The sequence below is a fragment of the Niabella insulisoli genome, assembly GCF_039652435.2.
Taxonomy (GTDB): domain Bacteria; phylum Bacteroidota; class Bacteroidia; order Chitinophagales; family Chitinophagaceae; genus Niabella; species Niabella insulamsoli.
The window spans coordinates 459,111-480,263 of record NZ_CP190246.1 but is presented as its reverse complement, the minus strand read 5'-3'; the positions used below and the strand labels follow the sequence as shown (position 1 = coordinate 480,263).

Below are 21,153 nucleotides of genomic sequence, written 5' to 3'. Positions count from 1 at the left end.
CGAAGGCTTGCAGAAAGCGGTGCTTTAGTCAAAAGTGTAATGGCATTGTATTTGTCCATTTTTGAATGAACTAAAATCCATTTCTATGAGCCACCCCCATTTCGACCTACCCGATTCAGAAAAAGATAAAAAAGAGCTAAAACCCGAAAAAGCAACCCTCGACCTTCCGGAAGTTAGCGATATTCCTGGCCAGGAAAACGTGAAACCGCCAGAAGCCAGTGAGAACGGAAACCTGACCGTAGCGTCTGACGACGAAGAAGGAGTTGGCATTTTGGACGATGAAAATAGGGATGATGATAGCAACCCGGACAACCAGTCAAATGTTTCTGACCAGGAGCGGGAATTGCTGGAACAGTCTGAGACGATGAATACACCAGATGATGAGGATTTGGAAAACGCCCAACTCGATAACGAAGATTTTGAAGGAGAAAGCCTGAACGAAAAAGATACCCTCGATGGAAAGGATCTGGATGTGCCCGGAGAAGAAGCAGACGACGAAAACGAAGCCATCGGCGAGGAAGACGAGGAAAACAATGAATATAGTTTAGGGGATAATAAATAGCTGTTCCTCAGAAACTTCGACCAAGCGGGGCAAGTTTAATCTATTTATTATTAATACCTTATTCAGGTTCGTTAACGGCCAGCAAACCATCACGCCGCCCTGCGCTGCCGTTTTTACGGCAGGTGCTGCTGCCTCTACTCCACTGGCGGATAATTTTAATTTAAAAAGCCTATCTTTGCAGCCCCTTAGCAAAAGCTGAGGGGTAAATATTTTTTAACCAAATTTCACAGGGTAATGAACAATTATGAATTGATGGTGATTTTTACCCCGGTTTTAAGCGAAGATGAGTTTAAAGCTGCTCAGAAAAAATTTGCCGATATGGTAACTGAAGCAGGTGGCTCAATCGTTCACGAAAATCCATGGGGATTGAAATCACTGGCGTATCCTATCCAGAAAAAAACAACAGGTTTATACTGGGTAATGGAATACACTGCGCCATCCGACTTCAATGAGAAGCTGAAAATACAGCTTCTTCGCGACGAATCTGTGCTTCGTCAATTATGCACTAAACTCGATAAATACGCCGTTGAGTATAATGCAAAAAAAGCTAGTGGCGTAAAAACCGGAACCGAAAAAGCAGTGGAGGCTTAATATCATGGCAAAGAATGAAATAAAATACCTTACCGCGATAAGAACCGACAAGCGTGTAAAAAAGTTTTGTCGCTTCAAAAAATATGGCATCCGCTATGTAGATTACAAGGATACCGAGTTCCTTAAAAAATTCCTGAACGAACAAGGTAAATTGTTACCACGCCGCTTGACGGGTAACAGTTTGAAATTTCAGCGCAGGGTTTCTGACGCTGTTAAAAAAGCCCGTCAAATGGCGCTTTTGCCTTACGTAACGGATCTTTTAAAATAGTTCATAGCTTATCGTTTATGGTTCATAGTTTAACAAGTATGCACCATAAATATAAATCTTATTAGTAACCATCCCTAACGCGCCGCAGGCGACGGACAGTCACAATCTTGGATTGGGCCAGGGAACTAAAAACAATACAATGGAAGTAATTTTAATCCAGGATGTAGATAATCTGGGAGCTGCCAACGAGGTAGTCAATGTAAAAAACGGTTATGCCCGCAACTTTTTGCTGCCCCGCAAATTAGCTGTTGAAAACAGCGCAGGGAACAAAAAGCAATTAGAAGAAAGGTTGAAACAAGCTAAGAAGAAAGAAGATGCTATGTTGGCGGCGATCAACGATGTGATCAGCAAACTAAGCGCTTCTCCTTTGAAGATTGGAGCGAAAACCGGCACTACCGGAAAAATCTTTGGTAGCGTAACCAATTTGCAGATCAGCAGAGCTATCCGCGAGCAAAAAGGTTATGAAATCGACCGTAAAAGAATTATTATTAACGAAGAAGTGAAAGAGTTGGGTACTCACAAAGCTACTATCGATTTCGGTAATGGCCGCTCAACAGAGCTTGATTTTGAAGTAGTTTCAGAATAATTTTCCGGTAATAAACCATTTTGAAGCGTCTGCAAGCATAATGCAGACGCTTTTTGCTGGGTATAATAATATAAAATTATTATAGGGTTTAATAATTACGGGTTATATTTGTGTATTATTAATGGTGTATATTCAGTATTAAGAGTTCCATGTTACATAAATGTTCATTGATCTTGGTTACTGTTTCTCACTTAGTTTAAAATTTAAAAACAAAAAAATGAACATTTACGTAGGTAATTTAAGCTGGAACCTTAAAGACGAGGATTTACAGGAATTATTCAGCCCACACGGCGAAGTTAGCTCTGCTAAAATCGTTTTAGACAAATTCACTAACCGCAGCAAAGGTTTTGGATTTGTTGAAATGGCAAATGATGAAGAAGCTCAGGCGGCTATCGGCGCTTTAAACGGCACTGAAGTTGACGGCAGAAACATCGTTGTAAACGAAAGCCGTCCAAAAGAAGGCGGTAACAGCGGCGGCGGTTACAAAAAAAGAAGTTTCGGCGGCGGCAATAGCGGCGGCGGATACAGAAAAAGCGGCGGCGGCGGCTATGGCGGCGGCGGATACCGCGATCGCAGCGATTACAATAAAGACTTTTAATTTATTAGTATTTAGTGTTTTAAAAAAGGTTCTGTGTAATTTTTACACAGAACCTTTTTTTATAATAATTTCAAATGGCTACCTTTGCCGTTAAATTATATCCAAATATGAAAATTAAAATTGCCCTGACAGCCACATTCATTTGTGCTGCATTTTCCCTTTTTGCTCAAAGCGACTACAAACAATCCATCGGCCTGAGGCTCGGCAACGGCTACTACGATGTAGCTTCTGCTGCCTATAAAACCTTTCTAAATAATGCCTCTGCGTTGGAATTTAACCTGGGAATCAACCCCGACCGTGTTGGCGGCGCTAATTGGACCAGTGTTTCTGCAGCTGGTACTTATCAGCACCATTTCGATATTAAGCCCGTAGCCGGCCTGAAATGGTTTATCGGCGGCGGTATCGTGCTTTCCAATACTTTTTCGAAGCACGATGATTATACCGGCGTTGGTGTTGGCTTGTATCCAACCGGGGGCGCTGATTATAAATTCAGCAAAATTCCGTTGGCTGTTTCTGCAGATGTGCGTCCTACCTTGAATATCGTAGAACCGTTTGATTATAAACGCTACAATAACTTCTACCCCAATGTCGGCGTTTCAGCCCGCTACACGTTTTAAGAAAAAAATTCAATAATTGTTAAAGGCCATCGGACTCCGGTGGCTTTTTGCGTTCAGTCTGGCTTGCTTGTTGCAATAAAAAGCCAAAGCCCGGATTATGAAAGCCCTTATAACCTCCTTAATTGTCTGTATTGTTATTTCTCTTGTTTCCTGCGCGCCGCCCCGAAGGCCACAGCGCCCGAAACCTCCGAAGCGGCCTTTTACGCAGTTACATAACCCTGCTGCCGCATCGTTGGCAACCGCCTGGAGCGATCAATTGAACCTTGGACAGCGGTTTATTTAAGAAAAATAACGCGTTGCAAGCGAATCGCTTACGCTGAATTCGCCGAATTAAGCATCTGAATCGGAGAAAGATTGGAAAAAGCTATCTTAATTATTAAAAAAATGTGAAAATTTAATAATTATATTAACAATCGTTTGCAAAGTAGTTTATTTAGTTGTAAATTTGAATTGAATTTTCATAGGATAAGGTTTAATGGTTAATGGTTTTTGATGAAGTCCCCAGCATTATTAATGTTGGGGATTTTTTTATTCCTCCAGGGTTACTTTTTTCGGATGCACCTTCAATTTGTGGCCAGCGCCGATTTTCAACGCATAATTTTCCTTTTCATGACTGACAGGAAAATCGAAACAAACGGGGTATTTATACTCCCGAACAATCTCATAAATAAGCTGCTGAACCGAAGCACCGAAAGGGCGGGTGGTATCCCCCGTATCAGAAAACCTGCCAACAACCAGGCCCGCTAGTTTATCCAGTTTTCCACTTCTTTTCAATTGATACATCATTCGGTCGACGGCGTATTTTTGTTCCCCAATATCCTCTAAAAACAAAATTCTACCCTTGGTTTTCAGCTCGGAAGGTGTTCCTATACCATGGACAATCAGAGCCAGGTTACCGCCCACCAACTCTCCTACAGCCTCGCCCGGCCGGTTAAGTTCATGGCTTTCACAACAATATCTTGCCCATTTTCCTTCCAGCGCCTCCTTCAGCGAGCGCACATATTTGTTGACATGGCCGCCATCGTTAAACGCCGCCGCCATAGGCGCATGGAGCGAAGAAATAAAATAATTTGAATACAGATGGCTATGAAAAATGGTAATGTCGCTGAACCCGATCACCCATTTTGGCCTTTTCTTAAATTTTTTGAAATTGATCCGGTCAATGATGCGGCCCATGCCATATCCTCCACGCCCACATAAAACCGCCTGCACCTCGTCGTCGTCGAGCATCATTTGAAAATCTTTTAAACGCTCCTCGTCCGTGCCGGCGAAATAGGTTTCGGATTTGCTGCCCAAAGTGCTGCCTACTTTTACTTTATAACCCCAGTCCTCCTGTAGTACGCGCACGCATTCGGCGGCTTTCTCAAATTCCATATAACCGGCGGGGCAAACAATGCCAATCGTGTCTCCGGGCTTAAGATAGGGGGGCGTTTTAATGATCATCGAAAAAACAATAGCGATTTAACGGATTTCTTTAAGCTGGGTGCCTGCCGCAGTTACACTCAAATCATGCAGCACGCCACATTTCAATGCAAAATTATCAATCTGATGGCCGACGGGAAAATCAAAACAAACCGGATACTTATAATCTTTCACTTTCTGCATCACAATATCATAAACCGATTGTCCAAAATATTCGCCTGGGTCGTCCTGTTTTATCTTCATGCCACCCACAATCAAGCCAGCGAGTCCGGATAATTTTCCCGTTCGTTTCAGATTCCAAAACATCCGGTCGATGCTGTACAGGTATTCACCAGTGTCTTCCACAAAAAGAATTTTACCATTTGTGTCAATGTCAGATTTAGACCCGGCGAGGCTTTCAAGTGTTTTAAGGTTCCCTCCCACCAGCAAGCCTTTAGCACCGCCCGCCCTGTTAGAAATACTTTGAGGCGCACTGTATTGCATTAAACTCCCTGATAGCGCTTCCTGAATAGAAAGGATGGTGCGCTGCTGTAAGGCGTCCGCGACATCCCAGTTGTCGGGGAAGCTATTGCACATTTTTGAATGAATGGTAGCAATCCCCAAGTTTTTCTGGATATGAGAATGCAACACGGTGATATCGCTAAAACCAATCACCCATTTGGGTTTATTTTTAAACTGATCCCAGTTCAGTTCATCAACAATGCGCACGCTGCCATAGCCACCTCTGGCACACATGATGGCTTTAATTTGCGGATCGTCGAGCATCATCTGTAAGTCGGCTTTTCGTTCCCCATCCGTTCCGCCAAAAGTATGGTCGCGTTTTCCAATAGTGTATCCTACACGTATTTTATAGCCCCATTGCTGAAGCAGCGTAGCGGCAGGAATAATGCCTTCCCGCGTTGTATAGCCCGCCGGGGAAGTAATTCCAATCATATCTCCGGGCTGAAGGTAGGGCGGTATAACAGCGGCGTGTTTATCATTCGGATGGACGGCGCCGAGCGACACAAAAGGGCTTGCTGCCAGCACTGCTGCCGAATTGATAAATTTCTTACGGTTCATGCAGCTAAGATAATAAGTTGTGCGTTAGGCCGCGTAATAATGTCAGCCAGTTATTATATTTAAAGGACTTGATATCTATTTTATCTAGTATCACTATTTTTGCACCATATGGATATACCTGGTTATATTCCCTTACCGGATTGGTTTGTAAATATCGATCGCTGGCTTTTTAAGATAATTAATATAGATCTTGCTAACGCGCCATTTGATAGTTTTTTTCCGATCATGCGAAATGCATTTTTTTGGGGCCCTTTATATTTATTCATTGTTGCTTTTGCGATAGTAAATTTTAAGAAAAGCGGATGGTGGTGGTTTGGGCTGGCGTTGGCCACAGCGGCCTGCACAGATATTGTAGGCGCCAGAATTTTCAAAGAAGGATTTGAGCGGCTTCGTCCCTGCAATGATCCGGAAATGTTTGGTATGGTGCGCCTGGTGCTTGGAAGATGCAGTGGAGGCTTTAGTTTTGTTTCCAACCACGCGATCAATCATTTTGGGATCGCGGCTTTTGTGTTTATAACCTTCAGGAATTTTTTTAATTATTCGTGGCTTCTCTTCGCTTGGGCCGCCATAATCGGGTTTGCGCAGATTTATGTTGGCGTACACTATCCCTTCGACGTTTTATTTGGCGCAGCGCTCGGCATCCTGTTAGGTACCGCTTTCGGTAAAATCTTCAACAAAAAAATCGGATTTCCTATATTCGATCAGCAATCAATTATTATTTAATGGAATTACTCATTATAGCCTTACTTATCTTATTAAACGGCGTTTTTTCGATGGCGGAAATAGCGCTGGTCTCTGCCAGAAAAGCCCGATTGGAGGCGCAGGCCAACAAGGGCGATAAAAAGGCAAAAGAAGCACTCAACCTCGCCAACCATCCCGACCATTTTCTTTCAACCGTACAAATTGGCATCACGCTTATCGGCATTTTAACGGGTCTTTACTCCGGCGATAAAATAACGGGAGATATCGTTCTTTTCATCGAAAAATTCCCCTCCCTGGCGCCTTATAGCAGCGGCATTGCTACCACGTTGGTGGTCATTTTGATTACTTATTTCTCTTTGGTTTTTGGTGAATTAATTCCCAAGCGAATCGGCCTTTCTTCTCCCGAAAAAATTGCGAAGTTCGTGGCGGCTCCTATGCGACTGGTTAGCTGGATCACGTTTCCCTTTATTTGGCTACTCACCAAATCGACTGGCCTGATAACGCGGCTTTTCAATATTAAAACAGACGATTCGCAGGTTACGGAAGAGGAAATAAAAGCCATCATCAATGAAGGAACGGAACAGGGCACGCTGGAAGAAACCGAGCAGGAAATAATCGAGCGCGTATTTCACCTTAGCGACCGAAATATCACCTCGCTGATGACGCACAGAAGCGACATCGTTTGGTTCAATACTACAGATACTGAGGAGATGATCAAAGAAAAAATACTCCGCGACCCCCACTCTATTTACCCGATCTGCGAAGGTGAAATTGATAATATTAAAGGCGTGATTTCTCTAAAAGATCTTTACACCAATAAGGATAGCATTTTATTCAAAGACCTGATGCGGCCGGCGCTTTTCGTTCCTGAAAACAATACGGCCTTTAAGGTAATGGAGAAGTTTAAGGAATCGCAATTGCACTCTTGTTTCATTGTGGATGAATATGGAAGCGTATTAGGAATGATCACCATTAAAGACATTCTGGAAGCCATTGTTGGCGATATGCCACAACACGATGACGATGAATATGAAGTGATTAAACGGGATGACGGTTCGTTTTTGGTAGATGGGCAGCTTCCTTTCTATGATTTTCTCTCCTACTTTGATAAAACCGACTGGATGAACGAAGGCGAGCAGGAGTTTGATACTATCGCGGGTTTTATCCTGCACAAGCTAAAGAGAATTCCGATCGCCTCAGATAAGATGGAATGGAACGGATTTGACTTTGAAATCATTGATATGGACGGGCATCGCATTGACAAGGTTTTGGTCAATATCAGCGATGAGATCCGGAATGAAATGGAGGATTAAGTCAAATCAATTAACAGATATAATCGGCTGCCGTTATGCCATAGGCTGAACGTTAACCTGGCTCGGGGCTACACTTCTGAAGCATAGGCAATGAGGGCTAGCCCGATTCTCTTATTCAATAAGCCTCAAACGCGCTACACTGCTGACCCGCAGTTAATGTGGGCAGCATCGCTATTACCTATTTTAAGCATCGTCTGCAGTCGTCTATTTTTTGTCAGCCGCGCCATCTACGCAAAATAATTGAACCGAATTGATAGGAGCTTGCTCAATAAGCCATTTTTACGGCGTTGACCTGGTCCCAACATTTTCCACGTCAATCCCAACTATGCTAAAGGTACCAAGCCTCGAGCATAGTCTGCGCACAGCTTACATCGGCAAGGTCAGCCATTAACCTCGGGCTTTCCTATTCTCAGCTGCGCCAAAGGTATTTCCTTGGTCAACAACCACATCATTTTCCCAGTTAAATCATTTTCATGTAAACAAAAAAAGCCCCTCTCAAATGAGAGGGGCTATGATATATTTTGCTAAAAACTAATTAGTTTTTGCGAAGATTTGGATGAGGAGGAGCTACAGTGTTAGGACCATCTTCACCTGGAGCCGCAGCACGGATGTCTACTACATCGCAATCACCACCTTCCTGACCAGAGCTGAAGATAAACCTGTCGCTGCTTACACCTTCGTTCTCAACTAAGTGAGAGATCACTTTGTTCACATGATCCCAGCTTAATTGCTGTTGGCGTTTTGTAGCGGCGCAGTATCCTACAACTACTACTTTACAGTTTGGATTTGCTTTCAGTTTAGAAGCAACTGTTGATAAAGAAGCAGATGCATCATCAGAAAGTTTGTTTGAATTTGGAGCAAAGTGAATGCTTGGTAAAGCGCCTAAAGTAGCTGCACAATCGCTTTGAGCAGGAGCGCAACCTTCTGGGCAAGGACATTTACCTACACCATCCGCATCAACAGGCTGGCAATAAGTTGGCGTTACCAGTTCTTTATCTTTACAATCAGGAACACCGTCACCATCAGTATCGCGGCTTACACCATGTGTATCAACAGGGCAACCAGCAGGAGTTTGCTCTTGGTCGAACTGATCAGTTACACCGTCACCATCAGCATCTGGAAGAACGATCTCAGGTACTCTGCGCAGTTCACCATATGCATAGTTAAGTGGGTTTAACCAGTAAAGAGGCTCAACTCTTTTAGCTTTGCTTCCCAGGTTGAAATTAAGACCTAAAGTCAGGTAGTTAAACATGTCTTTATCAGGGCTCAAAGTTCTGCTTTCGTCCCAACGAACACCGTCTAACATATCAGATCCAGTTAAGATAATGCGATCTTCCAATGCTAAGTTTACGCGGTCAGAAAGACGGAAAGCGATACCAGCACCTACTGTAGCAGAAGGAGTGATGTAACCAGCAAAGGTTTTGCTCCATTTTTTTGAAGGATCTAATTCAGCTGAACTTTCATAAGAATCATCTAAAAGATTTTTCAGATCATCCAACATATCCCTGCGGTTATCATAAACGCCAGATCCTGAAGGGAAGCTGTACATAGAACTTCCGTTCATGGCATTAACAGCTGTTTTGTAGGTATTTACACCCAAACCAGCTAATGCATAAACAGTTGCTCCTGTTTGGCCTTTATAAAAACGGATATTTCCTAAATTGAATAAAGCTTGTAACGAAAGGTCCTGTGATTTAGTTTTATAGTTGTAATAAACATTGCTTCCGTTATATCCTGCCCAAGGGCTATTAGCGCCGGCGGCAACGTAGCTGGTAGATTGTCTCCAGTTCAAACCTTGCGCTACACCATACACATACTCAAGTCTTAACGACATTACGTGGCCCAAAGCCTTGCGGATATGACCACCGAAACCGAAAGAGTTCAGCATTCTTGCATCTACATCAGCAACAGGCACTGAAAAAGATCCACCTTTGATACCCAGTTCCCACATATCTTTTGGTTTGCCTGGATAGTCGTAGTTTCCAACTACAAACTCTTTATTTTGTTCTAATTGTTTGCTGTTGTAATAATTGTCATCTGTAACAGAGAAAGTTCCATAAACCGGGTGTGGTGCGGTGTATGGGTGCGACGGACTCACCTGAGCGAAGCCTGTCGACGCAACCAGGCAACTAAGGCCTGCTAGTAATTGGTACTTTTTGCTTGTCATAACTAAGGATTAAGATTTAAAATGATTTTCTTAATAAGTTTAGCAAATTTAGAGCCATTTGTTAAAAAAACAAATTTTAAGCTAAAAAATAATTAAAATATTAAATAAAATACACAGCAAATACTATGCAAAAAAATGCATGAGAATAGGGCAAATACTGTATTTTGCTGCATTATTATTATGAACTTACCCACATCGTTAATAAAATTCGAATTAGAAAGTTTTGAACAGCGTTTTAAAACGGCAGTGGAAGGAAAAACACCCCTTTTAAATAGTATTCTCCGATATATTGTTAAAAGGAAGGGAAAACAATTGCGTCCGATGTTTGTATTTCTCGCCGCAAAACTTTTTGGACCGCCTACAGAAGCCACTTACAGAGCGGCCTCGCTTGTGGAAATTCTGCACACGGCCACGTTGGTTCACGACGATGTGGTGGACGATTCCATTGAAAGGCGCGGTTTTTTCTCTGTTTACGCATTATGGAAAAATAAAGCCTCTGTTCTGGTCGGCGATTATCTGCTGGCGAAAGGCTTAATGCTTTCCCTTGAAAACCAGGATTATAGAATTTTGCATATCTTGACCGATGCGGTGAAAAAAATGAGCGAGGGCGAATTACTGCAATTGGAAAAAGCCAGAAGCCTTAATTTGAGAGAAGATATTTATTACGAGATTATCCGCAATAAAACCGCTTCGTTGCTGGCGTCCGCTTGCAGTGCCGGCGCCTGGTCGGCCTCTGAAAATGACGGCTATGCCGAACAAATGAGGCTTTTCGGGGAAAAAACCGGAATCGCCTTTCAAATAAAAGACGACCTCTTCGACTATGCCAGCGAAGATGTGGGAAAGCCTACCGGAAATGACATTAAGGAAAAGAAGATGACGCTTCCGCTCATTTACACCCTAAATAATACAGATTCATCAACAAAGCGTCGCGTTATTAATATTGTAAAAAATAATAATAACGATAAAAAAAAGGTGGCCTGGGTATTAGATGTAGTAAAATCAAGCGGTGGCATCGACTACGCCACTGAGAAAATGTATGCTTATAAAAAAGAAGCAATTGAGATACTTATGCAATGCCCCGATAATGAGTATCGAAAGGGATTGCAGGACCTGGTAGACTATGTTACAGAACGCAAATATTAAGGTGCGCTCAAACGTCATTCTTTGAAAAAAATTAACAGCAACCTGTGAATAAGCGATGGAATATTATACAAACTGATTCTCAAAAAGTAGAGGCTTTACAGGAAGCGCTTCACATCAACCCTACTCTTTGTAAAATCCTCGTTCAACGCGGCCTTTACTCTTTTGACGATGCCAAAAATTTTTTCCGGCCCCAACTGACGCAGCTTCACAGTCCCTGGCTGATGAAAGATATGCATAAGGCCGTAGATCGCATTGGTCTCGCTTTTCAAAAAAAGGAAAAAATACTGGTTTTCGGGGATTACGACGTAGACGGCACTACTGCCGTAGCCAGCATGTATAGCTTTCTGAAAAAGCAACACGCATATATCGGCGTGTACATTCCCAACCGGTACAAAGAAGGCTATGGCATCAGCAAGGCCGGAATAGATTTCGCAAAAGAAAATAATTATACACTGATTATTGCGCTTGATTGCGGTATCAAATCTGTCGAGCTGATCGCTTATGCCACCACACTCGATATTGACGTAATCATTTGCGATCATCATTTGCCGGACGAGCACCTCCCGCAAGCCGCTGCGGTATTAAACGCCAAGCAAACCGACTGTACTTATCCTTTTAAGGAATTGTGCGGCTGTGGCGTCGGGTTTAAACTAATGTGCGCGCTTTGCGAAAAGTTCGATATTCCGATCGAAAACGCCTACGAATATCTCGACTTGGTGGCGACGGCGATCGCCGCCGATATTGTGCCCATCAGCGGAGAAAACAGAATCCTCGCTTTTTATGGCCTCAAAAAAGCCAACGAAAATCCGAACCTGGGTATTAAAGCGCTGGCTACGCTTAGCGGCGCTAGGCTTCCGATCCACATCCATAATCTGGTTTTTCTTATTGCGCCACGAGTGAACGCCGCCGGCCGCATGGATGACGCATTGAAGGCCGTGCAGCTTTTTATTGCGGAGACGGAAGCCGAGGCAATGATGTTTGCAGAACAATTACATAGCGACAACAGCGATCGCAAAGAAGCCGATTCTTCGATTACCGCCGAAGCGCTGGCGCTGATTGCGGAAAATACACATTGGTCTGACTATCGGTCGACGGTCGTCTATCAGCCACACTGGCACAAAGGAGTGGTGGGAATTGTTGCCTCAAGAATTATCGAACATCATTATAAGCCCACCGTGGTCTTGACTGAAAGCGGAGCTTACGCTACGGGTAGCGCCAGAAGTGTTCCGGGGTTTAACTTGTACGAAGCCATTCATTCCTGCAGGGAATACCTGATCAACTACGGCGGCCATTTTGCCGCGGCCGGGTTGACCCTTGAAAAGGAAAATGTCGAAAAATTCAGATTAAAGTTCGAGGAAGTTGTCTCGGCCACGATCAGGGAAGAGTTGCTGACGCCAGAAATTATCATTGACGCTGAAATTTCTTTTAAAGAGATTACCCCATCTTTTTATAATATTTTATGCCAGATGGAACCGTTCGGGCCGGAAAACATGACGCCCATCTTTGTTGCGCGCGGCGTTACAGATACCGGCTTCAGTAAAATCGTGAAAGAAAACCACCTGCGCCTCGTTGTCAGGCAGGGCGACCAGACGCTAACAGGCATTGGCTTTAACCTCGCTCACAAATTCGATTTGGTCGCAACAAAAAAGCCTTTCGACCTGGTGTTTAAAATCGAACAAAACGAATGGAACGGCCAAAAAAGCCTGCAGTTAAAAATAGAAGATATTAAAGAATCGCAACACTAATCCTCAACCCGGGTTAGTTTCACATTGGCCACAGGCGCTACCACCAATGGGAATTTCTCCACCGTTACATTCGCCAGGTCGAGGCCGAAATTCTTTTCTTCAGACAAACTGATATGTTTGATGATGAAATGAAACTTCATGATCATTTTCTCAATAAACGGCAGTTCATTATCCTCGCTCAGGTATTTTTCCATTACCATAAACTGAAAATCGCCCACCGTGTTGCTGCTTGCCAGGCTTTCATACCGGCTGATGATATTCACCTCTTTGTTTTGAACAAGGTCTTCCACAACTTTTTTAAACAGCAGATTAATTTTTGGCTGAATTCTAAAGCCCAGTTTGAAATCGATCCGGATAATATCATTGGGAATTACATGTTCCACCTTATATTCTGATGTGTACGGATCATCGACAGTGTCAACGTGCACAAACCAGTAAATATCAGCCCTTTTCGGCTTTCTGTTTAAAATGGAATAAATGATTTTATGCTCGATCTCCTTCGGGTTGTCGGCACTTGTGAGATAGATCAGGTGCGTCGCATATTTGGCAACCGATTTATCATGGCTCAACTCCTGAATTTTGGATATATAATGTTCCATCCGCACAAACTCGACATACCTGTTTTTAATTTTGCGCGCCCGGTACCAAACATACATGACCAGAAACATGACGCCGCCGATCATGAGCGTGATATAGCCGCCATGCGAAAATTTCTCGAGCAGGGCAACCAGGTATGCAATTTCAACGGTGAAGAAACAAATCATAAAAAGATAAATATATCCCGTTGAAATGCGTTTTAGTACCAAATAATTGGCAAACAAAATAGTAGTCGAAATCATCGTCACAATGATGGCTAACCCGTAAGCGGCTTCCATTCTCGATGATTTTTGAAAGTAAAGCACCACAAATACGCATCCCGTAAAAAGAATGGTATTAACGGCCGGAATAAACAGCTGCCCTTTTGCTTCGGATGGATAGCGAATACGCAGTTTGGGCCACAGGTTAAGTCGAATGGCTTCGCTGATCAGTGTGTAAGCCCCCGAAACCATCGCCTGGCTGGCAATAATCGCGGCTGTGGTGGCGATAATCACGCCCGGTAAAATAAACCATTCGGGCATGAGGTTAAAAAATGCATTAATGCCTACAAATTCTTTTACATCGTCCGTTACAGTAAGCTTGTGGTAGTGCGACAGCAAAAAAGCGCCTTGTCCGAAGTAGTTCAACAAAAGGCAGGTTTTCACGTAAATCCACGAGTAGCGGATGTTTTCGCGGCCACAATGTCCGAGGTCGCTATACAAAGCTTCTGCACCTGTGGTACATAAGAATACCGCCCCAAGCAACCAAAAGCCATGAGGATAATTAATCAGAAATTCAATCGCATAATGCGGGCTTAGCGCCCGGAAAATTCTCAGGTCGTCGGTTAAATGCAGCGCTCCGAAAACCGCCAGCATCGTAAACCAAATAAACATGACCGGGCCAAATATCTTCCCGATAGAAGCGGTTCCAAATTGCTGCAAAAAGAAAAATGCGCTTAAAATACCAAGCACAATCCATACGATGGTGGAAGTTGGCATTTCTTTAAGCGACGGTAAAATTTTCAACCCTTCGATGGCTGAAGTGATCGTCATTGGCGGCGTAATGATTCCGTCGGCAATAAGCGCCGCGCCGCCTATCATTGCAGGGATTACCAGCCATTTTCGCCGTCGCCTTACCAATGCATAAAGCGCAAAAGTGCCGCCCTCGCCCTTGTTATCCGCTCTTAAAATGAGAATAACATACTTGATGGTGGTTTGAAGCGTTAGCGTCCAGATAATACAAGAAAGTGTGCCGATAATGAGCTGCTCTGTAATTTGCCGGTTACCAATGATCGCGTTAAATACGTATAACGGAGACGTACCAATATCACCATAGATAATACCTAAAGCAATAAGCAGACCTGCAGCAGTTGCTTTATTAGTGTGAATTTTCACCAGATCCTGTCTAATTTAAAATAAACAAAGTGCAAAGGTTATATAAATACATCAACTTAAAAAAAATTATTAAGGATGGTAATATTTCCTGACCAAAAAATAAGAATTTTGAAAAAGGGAAAAATGACTTAAACCTGATTCTTTCTGTATTCGTAACTTTAATACCCGGATTGATCTGGATACCCTTATTTTTAACGCGAAGCATAGCTTATTATGCATATAGCATCCGGCCCGGTCAATTCGTAAAACATTCGCAACCACCGGGGCGTAAAAGCCGTCATAAACAACGGATAATCCCCTAAAAACAAAACAGATGACACGCAGTTTCTTAACGCTATTCGTTTGCTGGATCGCTTTAATATCAAAGGCCCAAACCATCACTTACGCAGATGTCAGTAAAAATGATGTGCTGCGTATGAACTTTGAAATTTTGGGAAAAGCAGCCGACAACTATTTGGTTTATAAAGAAGTGAAAGGCGATCATCGCGTTTCGGTTTACGACTACCAGATGGATCTTCGGGAGGAAATTCCGATTACAGGGTTGCCCGACCGCGACCAGTTGCTGGATATCAGCTTTTATCGCACCCGCAACAACAATCACCTGTTATTTCAATATCAGGAAGGAGATATCGTTTATCTGAAAGCGCTTACTATCGAAGCGAATGGCCGCATTATAAATAAAGAACCGGTTCTGCTGGACACCACCATGATCGCTTATAAAACGGATAATAAGATTTACAGTATTATTGCCAGCAACGATGAAAGCAAAATGATGGCTTTTAAAATAAATAAAAAAGATAAAAGCCTGTTTCGCATTACGACGACTTTATTTAATGCAAGCCTGCAGCCCATAAAGCAAACCGCCTTTTCGCTTCCGATGGAATATAAAGGCGATTATTTGACCGGATATAGCGTAACCAACAGCGGTGATTTTGCTTTTGTAAAATACCACCGCGAAGCTAACGGCAGCATTGTTGAAGCCAGTTTGGTTGAAAAACCTTTTGATGCCGACGCATTTAAGACCTACCCTCTTCATATTACCGACGACCTGTTTCTCGACGATTTGAAAGTGATGGTGGATGACGGCAATGATCGCTATCTGCTGACCTCTTTCTATAGTACCCAAAAACGAGGCGCTATTGAAGGTTTGTATGTATATGCTGCGCAACAAAAAACAGGTGAGGTGTTATTTGAGAAAACAAATACATTTTCAGAAGATTTAAAAAAACGGGCCAAAAGCAGGGGAAATAGTAAAAATGCTTTTAATGATTTTTTCATAAACAATATTGTGGTTCATAGCGATGGCAGTTTTACAGTCGCAGCGGAAGCCCTGAGCAGTACAGATAATTGGGACCGATGGGGTTACTGGGGCGGTTTCGGACCCGGTTGGGGCGGCGGTTTTGGATGGGGCGGGCCCTTTTGGGGTGGCGGATGGGGACCTGGCTGGGGTTGGGGCTGGGGACGTTGGGGCGGATGGTGGCCCTACTCCTACTATACCCCTTTCTTTTACCGCAGCTATTGGTGGGGCGCCTGGGGACCCGGATGGGGCGGCGGTTCGCAACGTTTCAATGCGGGCAACCTTGCCATTATATCATTCGATGCTGAGGGCACTTCCACCTGGGATAATGTGATTGTAAAATCCCAATCGGAAAATACCACAGATGGAACTATTTCTTATCAGGTATTGCCAGGCAACGACAATATGCAGTTTTTACTGAATAATTCAGGCAAAATATCAGAACTCGAGATTATCCAGATCAATAACAATGGCAGCTCCCGCAAGGGCGAAGCGCTTAAAGCCAGAGAAAAAAGAATCGATTTTATGCCTAAATACGGGAAGCAGACAGGCGCCAAAGAAATGATTATCCCCTATACACATAAAGGAAATATTTCATTTGCGAAAATTGTGCTTTAATTTCGCAAAAAAATTAGCCGGAAGCAAAAGCGCTTTGGGCAACGCTAAGTGAGCCGCAGGCTTTTTAGCTTTGGGAGAGACATAACTATGAGAAAGTTGGCACCCGTTTTCTTATTGTTGATATTCAATACGCTGCTTTTCAACAATGTAAATTCGGCCCCTCTTTATCCAAATCTAAGCTTTGAGAAAATCGGTAAGCTTCGCAAGGATAAACAGTGGCGTGAAATTATATTGCTGCTTTACGACCGCTACTATCACTCTTCAACTTATGATGACTGGCTGGTTCGGGATGTGGACTCTTTAAAAAAATTAAGGCCACACGATTTCAGGCCGCTCACTTATCTTGCCAAATCCCTTATTTACAGAAGAAAACAACAATTTACAGCCGCCGAACGAGCGCTTGAAACGGGCATTGCGTTAGTATCTGACAGACGTGAAAACCCCCGCCTGATGTTCGCGCTTTATACAACCTTTGCTTATACGCAAACCGGAAAAGGAAACGCGCTGGGAGCCATTCACAACTACCGGCTGGCGGCCATGAAAGCGGCTGAACTCAAAGACCGGCAGTTACAAATTATTGTGGGTATAGGCATTGCAGACATATACGGAACTTTAAGGCTTTTTAATCATGCGTTGCTCAATTTAAACAACGCGTATGCGGTTTGCAACAACACCGTGGCCGATCATAAACTATACCGCTGGGTGATCGTTAGCAGCAAAATTGATATCTTCTTTTCGATGAGAAATGCAGATTCCGTCCGTTTTTACTGCGAAAAGGCCAAAACGATGGACGCTGACATCCCCACTTTCACCATTGAAAAGCAGCGACGGGAGTATTATTTGCTGATGTTGGATCAACGGTACCGCCAGGCCATCCCCAAGATAAAGGCTATCATTAGCCCAAGCCAAAAGTATTATCGCCAGGTAGACAAACTAAACCTCGCCACTTGTTACCTGAAAAGCAACCAACGCGATTCGGCACTAGCCGTGGCAAAAGACCTGATCACCGACTCCGTACACAATCATGCCTATATAAAAATAAAATCTTTTCAGCTTTTATCGGATATGTCAAGATCAGAGGGAAATTTGGAAGACGCCCTTCGATACGAGTCACGCGCCTTGCAGGTGAGCGAAGATGCAGCGGCTGAAATGAGCAAGGTAAATGATCTCGCCTCCCAGATAAGAGTAGATCAAATCGCGACCGGCCACAGAACCCAGGCTGCGATTTTAAAAAAAGAAAGAGCCATGTTGATTTTTGGCCTTATCGCCACCGCATTGAGCACCATCGTCATCGGATTGTTTTATAGAAACGTCCGGCAAAAACATAAGTACGAAAAGCTGCTCGCCGAAAGCCGCGACAGGGAACTTACTTTTTTAAATTCTCATAAATCCCGAAAAAACCTCGCCAACATTTTAGGACTTTGCGATTTGGCCAAAGAAGGAGAGCTAAGCAGAGGGGAAATGACCCAGTATTTTAAGTATATTAATGCTTCAGCAGAAGAAATGGACGAGTGGATCCAGGAATTAGACAGAAAACTGGCAGAAAACCAATCGAAGTAAATTTTAAGCTGGCATGACAGGAATTTTCAAACACAAGACGCCGGGAAATATCATTCTGCTATGTGTTTTGGCGGTGCTCATCAAGCTACCTGCCTTTTTTCACGAAACGGGATTTATCTTAAAACACAGCGACGGGCCTTTATTTGTGGGCCTGATCAACTGGTTGAAAGGTTTTTGGGGCGACCGGCCCGTTCTTCTTGCCATTAGCGCGCTGGTGATCAATATCAGCATCGCGTCAGCGCTTACAAACTTTTTGAACACGGAGCGACTGGTGCACAAGCCTAATTTTTTGGCGGGTATGTCTTATATTCTCATTACCTCGTTGTTGCCTTCGTTCAATTTGCTGTCGTCCAATTTGATCGCTTCGCTCCTGCTCTTTAGCGCCTTTGCCCTTTTTTACAGGTCGCAGCACAGACGAAATAATATTTTCAACGCCGCATTTCTCACCGGCCTTGCATCGCTTTTTTTCCCGCCCGCTGTCTTATTCGTTTTTTGGGCTTTTTTGGCATTGGCAGTCATCCGGCCTTTTAAGCCGGCGGAGTGGATTGGATTAGTGCTGGGCTTACTGGCGCCCTATTATTTCTATGCTGCTTATCTTTTCCTAAACGATCAGACTTCCATACCGGCTTATTTGTACCATCTTTCCTTTTTGAGCTCTTCAATAGCCTATTCAGGATGGCATGCTTTGGCACTCTTCTTCCTGCTCGCGCCGTTGTTCGCCGGCATCTATTATATGCAGATCGGCGCCTCAAAAATGCTGACACAGGTAAAAAAAGGCTGGTATCTTTTATTGGCTTACCTCGTCACAGCCATTATTGTAGCCCTTTTTGATATTGAAAAAACATCCGAAAACATGGTGCTAACATTAGTTCCCATCGCGGCTTTCCACGGATATGGATATCTCAACGCCGAGTTGCGGCTTTTTCCAAAAATTTCTTTTTGGCTCACCGTCGCTTTTATCATTTCCAACCAGATATGGGGCCATTTATGGTAAAAGAAAGCAAAAAGCCCCTTGCATGATTTGTTGCTGGTGTACAAAATCGGAAGTACCTTTGCGCAATATTTCTTATAATCAAACTTGTAAAAAAATAAACTATAAAGGATGAAATTTGGCGTTGTTGTTTTTCCGGGGTCTAATTGTGACAGAGACATGCAGGATGCTTTATCTCTGGATCTGAAGCAGGAAGTCATCATGTTGTGGCATAAAAGTGAAGATCTGAGTGCATTTACCAAGGAAGACTGCATCGTTTTACCGGGCGGTTTTTCTTACGGCGACTACCTGCGTTGCGGCGCCATCGCGCGTTTCAGCCCGATCATGAACCAGATTATCGATTTTGCAAAGGGTGGCGGTAAAGTTTTCGGCGTTTGCAATGGCTTCCAGGTTTTGTGCGAATCCGGGCTTTTGCCGGGCGCGCTTTTAAGGAATGACAGGCAGAAATTCATTTGTAAAAACCTGTATCTCAAACCTGACGGATTTTATAAGGAACAAATTGGCGACGACAGCAAAATTTACCAGGCGGCCTACAAAATTCCGATTGCGCATGGCGAAGGGAGATATTTTGCCGAAGAAAATGTGCTGGATGAGCTCGAAAAGAACGGACAAATTTTGTTTAGGTATTGCGATGAAAACGGCGACGTAGTCCCAGAAGCAAATCCCAATGGTTCGGTACGCAATATCGCAGGGATTAGCAACAAAGAACGCAATGTTTTTGGCATGATGCCGCACCCAGAAAGGGCTTGCAGCGCCGTGTTGGGCAACACAGATGGTAAAAAAATACTGCTGTCGCTTTTAAAAGACACGCAACCCGTGTTTTAAAAATTGCATCTATGAAGCACTAAAAAGTTTTGTTGCTTATTTTTTGCTATTCGAAAGCATAAATATCTAATTATGAAGAAAGTATTATTTGCATTGTTATTATTATCGGTGACGGCTGCATTTTCCGTAGCGCAGGCGCAAAGCCCCGTAAGCTGGAAATTCACGAGTAAAAAGGTTTCCGATAAAGTGTATGAAATTCATGCCATCGCGACGCTTGAAAATGGCTGGCATTTATATTCGCAAAATCAACCTGATGATGCCATTGCCATTCCCACAAAATTTTCTTTTGTCAGTAACCCTTTAGTGAAGCTCGATAGTAAAGTGTCGGAGGTAGGAAAGCTTGAAAAATTTCACGATAAAAGTGTAGATATCTCTGCCAATCAATACTCCAACAAAGTAACTTTTGTACAAAAGATCACATTGAAGGTTTCAGCAAAAACCAACATTTCGGGTTCAGTAACATATCAAACTTGTAACGATAAAGAGTGTTTACCTCCGAAAAAAGTACCTTTTAAAGTTAATTTGGGCTAATTCGAATTTCGAATAATCAGGCCCTGCTAATTTCCCCACCGGAAGCTTTTGATATCAAAACCAGCCAGATCCAAAACCCGGTCGGTAACGGTCTGGGCAGCTTCTTCTATCGTTTTAGGCACACTATAAAAGGAAGGCGTTGCCGGGCAAATAATGCCGCCCGCCAGCGTGACCATTTCCATATTTTTTATGTGAATGAGGTTATAAGGTGTTTCGCGTACCACGCAAATCAGCCTGCGCCGCTCTTTCAGCACAACGTCGGCTGCGCGGGTAATAAGATCATTGGAGATGCCATTTGCAATACGCCCCAATGCGCCCATTGAACAAGGCGCAACAATCATCGTATCATATTGTCCGCTGCCGGAAGCAAACGGAGCCGAAAAATCATTCTTATTAAAATACCGAACACCCTCTTTTCTCTCAAAATCCCGGTCCATTTCCACCTTCCACACTTCCATGGCATTGTCGGTAGCCACCACCGATAGCTCGTCCCACTGGCTGCGCAGCGTCAACAAACGGTCAATCATTTGCGCGGGATATATCGATCCGCTGGCGCCGGTAATCGCGATCAATACTTTCTTGTTCATA

21 protein-coding genes are annotated in these 21,153 nt (G+C 43.5%); 16 read left to right on the top strand and 5 right to left on the bottom strand.

All coding sequences use genetic code 11. From position 1 onward, the window contains the following. Window positions 1-85: 85 nt before the first annotated feature. The 7 genes from ABDK00_RS02045 (at window position 86) to ABDK00_RS02015 (ending at window position 3,505) form a co-directional block, all read left to right on the top strand. The gene (locus ABDK00_RS02045; RefSeq protein ID WP_346237840.1) at window positions 86-562 is read left to right on the top strand and encodes a hypothetical protein; all 477 of its coding nucleotides are present in this window, start codon (window positions 86-88) and stop codon (window positions 560-562) included. Window positions 563-796: 234 nt separating this feature from the next. Then, window positions 797-1,153: a 30S ribosomal protein S6 gene (gene rpsF, locus ABDK00_RS02040; RefSeq protein WP_346237839.1), complete on the top strand. Its 357-nt coding sequence runs from the start codon at window positions 797-799 to the stop codon at window positions 1,151-1,153. A 4-nt stretch (window positions 1,154-1,157) separates the two neighbouring features. Then, a complete protein-coding gene (rpsR, locus tag ABDK00_RS02035) occupies window positions 1,158-1,421 on the top strand; it encodes a 30S ribosomal protein S18 (RefSeq protein WP_346237838.1) in 264 nt (87 codons plus the stop codon). 139 nt (window positions 1,422-1,560) lie between these two features. Further along, window positions 1,561-2,007 carry a 50S ribosomal protein L9 gene (gene rplI, locus ABDK00_RS02030; RefSeq protein WP_346237837.1) on the top strand — a complete coding sequence of 149 codons (447 nt, stop codon included), beginning with the start codon at window positions 1,561-1,563 and terminating at the stop codon, window positions 2,005-2,007. A gap of 217 nt (window positions 2,008-2,224) precedes the next feature. Then, complete coding sequence (locus ABDK00_RS02025; protein ID WP_346237836.1) at window positions 2,225-2,605, top strand: RNA-binding protein; 381 nt, start codon at window positions 2,225-2,227, stop codon at window positions 2,603-2,605. Window positions 2,606-2,712: 107 nt separating this feature from the next. Beyond that, the gene (locus tag ABDK00_RS02020; RefSeq protein WP_346237835.1) at window positions 2,713-3,222 is read left to right on the top strand and encodes a hypothetical protein; all 510 of its coding nucleotides are present in this window, start codon (window positions 2,713-2,715) and stop codon (window positions 3,220-3,222) included. A 97-nt stretch (window positions 3,223-3,319) separates the two neighbouring features. Continuing rightward, window positions 3,320-3,505 carry a hypothetical protein gene (locus tag ABDK00_RS02015; protein WP_346237834.1) on the top strand — a complete coding sequence of 62 codons (186 nt, stop codon included), beginning with the start codon at window positions 3,320-3,322 and terminating at the stop codon, window positions 3,503-3,505. Between the two features lie 245 nt (window positions 3,506-3,750). On the opposite strand, the gene ABDK00_RS02010 is transcribed toward ABDK00_RS02015, so the two are convergent. Continuing rightward, a complete protein-coding gene (locus tag ABDK00_RS02010) occupies window positions 3,751-4,665 on the bottom strand; it encodes an LD-carboxypeptidase (protein ID WP_346237833.1) in 915 nt (304 codons plus the stop codon). Window positions 4,666-4,683: 18 nt separating this feature from the next. Further along, complete coding sequence (locus tag ABDK00_RS02005; protein WP_346237832.1) at window positions 4,684-5,703, bottom strand: LD-carboxypeptidase; 1,020 nt, start codon at window positions 5,701-5,703, stop codon at window positions 4,684-4,686. 108 nt (window positions 5,704-5,811) lie between these two features. On the opposite strand from ABDK00_RS02005, the gene ABDK00_RS02000 reads away from it, so the two are divergent. Both ABDK00_RS02000 and ABDK00_RS01995 read left to right on the top strand, forming a co-directional pair. Then, the gene (locus tag ABDK00_RS02000) at window positions 5,812-6,426 is read left to right on the top strand and encodes a phosphatase PAP2 family protein (RefSeq protein ID WP_346237831.1); all 615 of its coding nucleotides are present in this window, start codon (window positions 5,812-5,814) and stop codon (window positions 6,424-6,426) included. Continuing rightward, window positions 6,426-7,718 (top strand): hemolysin family protein, encoded by a 1,293-nt coding sequence (locus ABDK00_RS01995; RefSeq protein WP_346237830.1) that lies wholly within the window; start codon window positions 6,426-6,428, stop codon window positions 7,716-7,718. Before ABDK00_RS02000 ends, ABDK00_RS01995 begins: the two co-directional genes overlap by 1 nt. 535 nt (window positions 7,719-8,253) lie before the next feature. Here the strand turns inward: ABDK00_RS01995 and ABDK00_RS01990 are convergent. Continuing rightward, window positions 8,254-8,586, bottom strand: coding sequence for an OmpA family protein (locus ABDK00_RS01990; RefSeq protein ID WP_425474791.1), 333 nt, complete (start codon window positions 8,584-8,586; stop codon window positions 8,254-8,256). A 1,434-nt stretch (window positions 8,587-10,020) separates the two neighbouring features. Between ABDK00_RS01990 and ABDK00_RS01985 the strand changes: the two genes are divergently transcribed. Then, window positions 10,021-11,028 (top strand): polyprenyl synthetase family protein, encoded by a 1,008-nt coding sequence (locus tag ABDK00_RS01985; protein WP_346237828.1) that lies wholly within the window; start codon window positions 10,021-10,023, stop codon window positions 11,026-11,028. Window positions 11,029-11,072: 44 nt separating this feature from the next. Then, the gene (gene recJ / locus ABDK00_RS01980) at window positions 11,073-12,773 is read left to right on the top strand and encodes a single-stranded-DNA-specific exonuclease RecJ (RefSeq protein ID WP_346237827.1); all 1,701 of its coding nucleotides are present in this window, start codon (window positions 11,073-11,075) and stop codon (window positions 12,771-12,773) included. Here recJ and ABDK00_RS01975 read toward each other — a convergent pair. Then, window positions 12,770-14,743: a KUP/HAK/KT family potassium transporter gene (locus tag ABDK00_RS01975; protein WP_346237826.1), complete on the bottom strand. Its 1,974-nt coding sequence runs from the start codon at window positions 14,741-14,743 to the stop codon at window positions 12,770-12,772. The two genes, recJ and ABDK00_RS01975, sit on opposite strands and share 4 nt — an antisense overlap. Window positions 14,744-15,056: 313 nt before the next feature. Here ABDK00_RS01975 and ABDK00_RS01970 point away from each other — a divergent pair, with 313 nt between their 5' ends. The 5 genes from ABDK00_RS01970 to ABDK00_RS01950 all read left to right on the top strand — a co-directional run bounded on the left by ABDK00_RS01970 (window position 15,057) and on the right by ABDK00_RS01950 (window position 20,565). Further along, the gene (locus tag ABDK00_RS01970) at window positions 15,057-16,658 is read left to right on the top strand and encodes a hypothetical protein (RefSeq protein ID WP_346237825.1); all 1,602 of its coding nucleotides are present in this window, start codon (window positions 15,057-15,059) and stop codon (window positions 16,656-16,658) included. Between the two features lie 87 nt (window positions 16,659-16,745). Beyond that, on the top strand, window positions 16,746-18,218 hold the full coding sequence (locus ABDK00_RS01965; RefSeq protein ID WP_346237824.1) for a hypothetical protein: 1,473 nt from the start codon (window positions 16,746-16,748) through the stop codon (window positions 18,216-18,218). A gap of 13 nt (window positions 18,219-18,231) precedes the next feature. Next, entirely contained in the window at window positions 18,232-19,212 is a 981-nt protein-coding gene (locus ABDK00_RS01960; protein WP_346237823.1) for a hypothetical protein, read from the top strand. Window positions 19,213-19,320: 108 nt separating this feature from the next. Next, window positions 19,321-20,034, top strand: a complete 714-nt coding sequence (gene purQ, locus ABDK00_RS01955) for a phosphoribosylformylglycinamidine synthase subunit PurQ (RefSeq protein ID WP_346237822.1) — start codon at window positions 19,321-19,323, stop codon at window positions 20,032-20,034. 72 nt (window positions 20,035-20,106) lie between these two features. Next, a complete protein-coding gene (locus ABDK00_RS01950) occupies window positions 20,107-20,565 on the top strand; it encodes a protein-disulfide reductase DsbD domain-containing protein (protein WP_346237821.1) in 459 nt (152 codons plus the stop codon). Window positions 20,566-20,591: 26 nt separating this feature from the next. Here ABDK00_RS01950 and ABDK00_RS01945 read toward each other — a convergent pair whose 3' ends face one another. Further along, window positions 20,592-21,152 (bottom strand): UbiX family flavin prenyltransferase, encoded by a 561-nt coding sequence (locus ABDK00_RS01945; RefSeq protein WP_346237820.1) that lies wholly within the window; start codon window positions 21,150-21,152, stop codon window positions 20,592-20,594. Window position 21,153: the final 1 nt, after the last annotated feature.

What these genes read in the sequence shown, in the direction of transcription:
- ABDK00_RS02045 (WP_346237840.1), top strand. Translation starts at nt 86, where the DNA reads ATGAGCCACCCCCATTTCGACCTACCCGATTCAGAAAAAGATAAAAAA.
- rpsF (WP_346237839.1), top strand. Translation starts at nt 797, where the DNA reads ATGAACAATTATGAATTGATGGTGATTTTTACCCCGGTTTTAAGCGAA.
- rpsR (WP_346237838.1), top strand. Translation starts at nt 1,158, where the DNA reads ATGGCAAAGAATGAAATAAAATACCTTACCGCGATAAGAACCGACAAG.
- rplI (WP_346237837.1), top strand. Translation starts at nt 1,561, where the DNA reads ATGGAAGTAATTTTAATCCAGGATGTAGATAATCTGGGAGCTGCCAAC.
- ABDK00_RS02025 (WP_346237836.1), top strand. Translation starts at nt 2,225, where the DNA reads ATGAACATTTACGTAGGTAATTTAAGCTGGAACCTTAAAGACGAGGAT.
- ABDK00_RS02020 (WP_346237835.1), top strand. Translation starts at nt 2,713, where the DNA reads ATGAAAATTAAAATTGCCCTGACAGCCACATTCATTTGTGCTGCATTT.
- ABDK00_RS02015 (WP_346237834.1), top strand. Translation starts at nt 3,320, where the DNA reads ATGAAAGCCCTTATAACCTCCTTAATTGTCTGTATTGTTATTTCTCTT.
- ABDK00_RS02010 (WP_346237833.1), bottom strand. Translation starts at nt 4,665, where the DNA reads ATGATCATTAAAACGCCCCCCTATCTTAAGCCCGGAGACACGATTGGC.
- ABDK00_RS02005 (WP_346237832.1), bottom strand. Translation starts at nt 5,703, where the DNA reads ATGAACCGTAAGAAATTTATCAATTCGGCAGCAGTGCTGGCAGCAAGC.
- ABDK00_RS02000 (WP_346237831.1), top strand. Translation starts at nt 5,812, where the DNA reads ATGGATATACCTGGTTATATTCCCTTACCGGATTGGTTTGTAAATATC.
- ABDK00_RS01995 (WP_346237830.1), top strand. Translation starts at nt 6,426, where the DNA reads ATGGAATTACTCATTATAGCCTTACTTATCTTATTAAACGGCGTTTTT.
- ABDK00_RS01985 (WP_346237828.1), top strand. Translation starts at nt 10,021, where the DNA reads ATGCATGAGAATAGGGCAAATACTGTATTTTGCTGCATTATTATTATG.
- ABDK00_RS01970 (WP_346237825.1), top strand. Translation starts at nt 15,057, where the DNA reads ATGACACGCAGTTTCTTAACGCTATTCGTTTGCTGGATCGCTTTAATA.
- ABDK00_RS01965 (WP_346237824.1), top strand. Translation starts at nt 16,746, where the DNA reads ATGAGAAAGTTGGCACCCGTTTTCTTATTGTTGATATTCAATACGCTG.
- ABDK00_RS01960 (WP_346237823.1), top strand. Translation starts at nt 18,232, where the DNA reads ATGACAGGAATTTTCAAACACAAGACGCCGGGAAATATCATTCTGCTA.
- purQ (WP_346237822.1), top strand. Translation starts at nt 19,321, where the DNA reads ATGAAATTTGGCGTTGTTGTTTTTCCGGGGTCTAATTGTGACAGAGAC.
- ABDK00_RS01950 (WP_346237821.1), top strand. Translation starts at nt 20,107, where the DNA reads ATGAAGAAAGTATTATTTGCATTGTTATTATTATCGGTGACGGCTGCA.
- ABDK00_RS01945 (WP_346237820.1), bottom strand. Translation starts at nt 21,152, where the DNA reads ATGAACAAGAAAGTATTGATCGCGATTACCGGCGCCAGCGGATCGATA.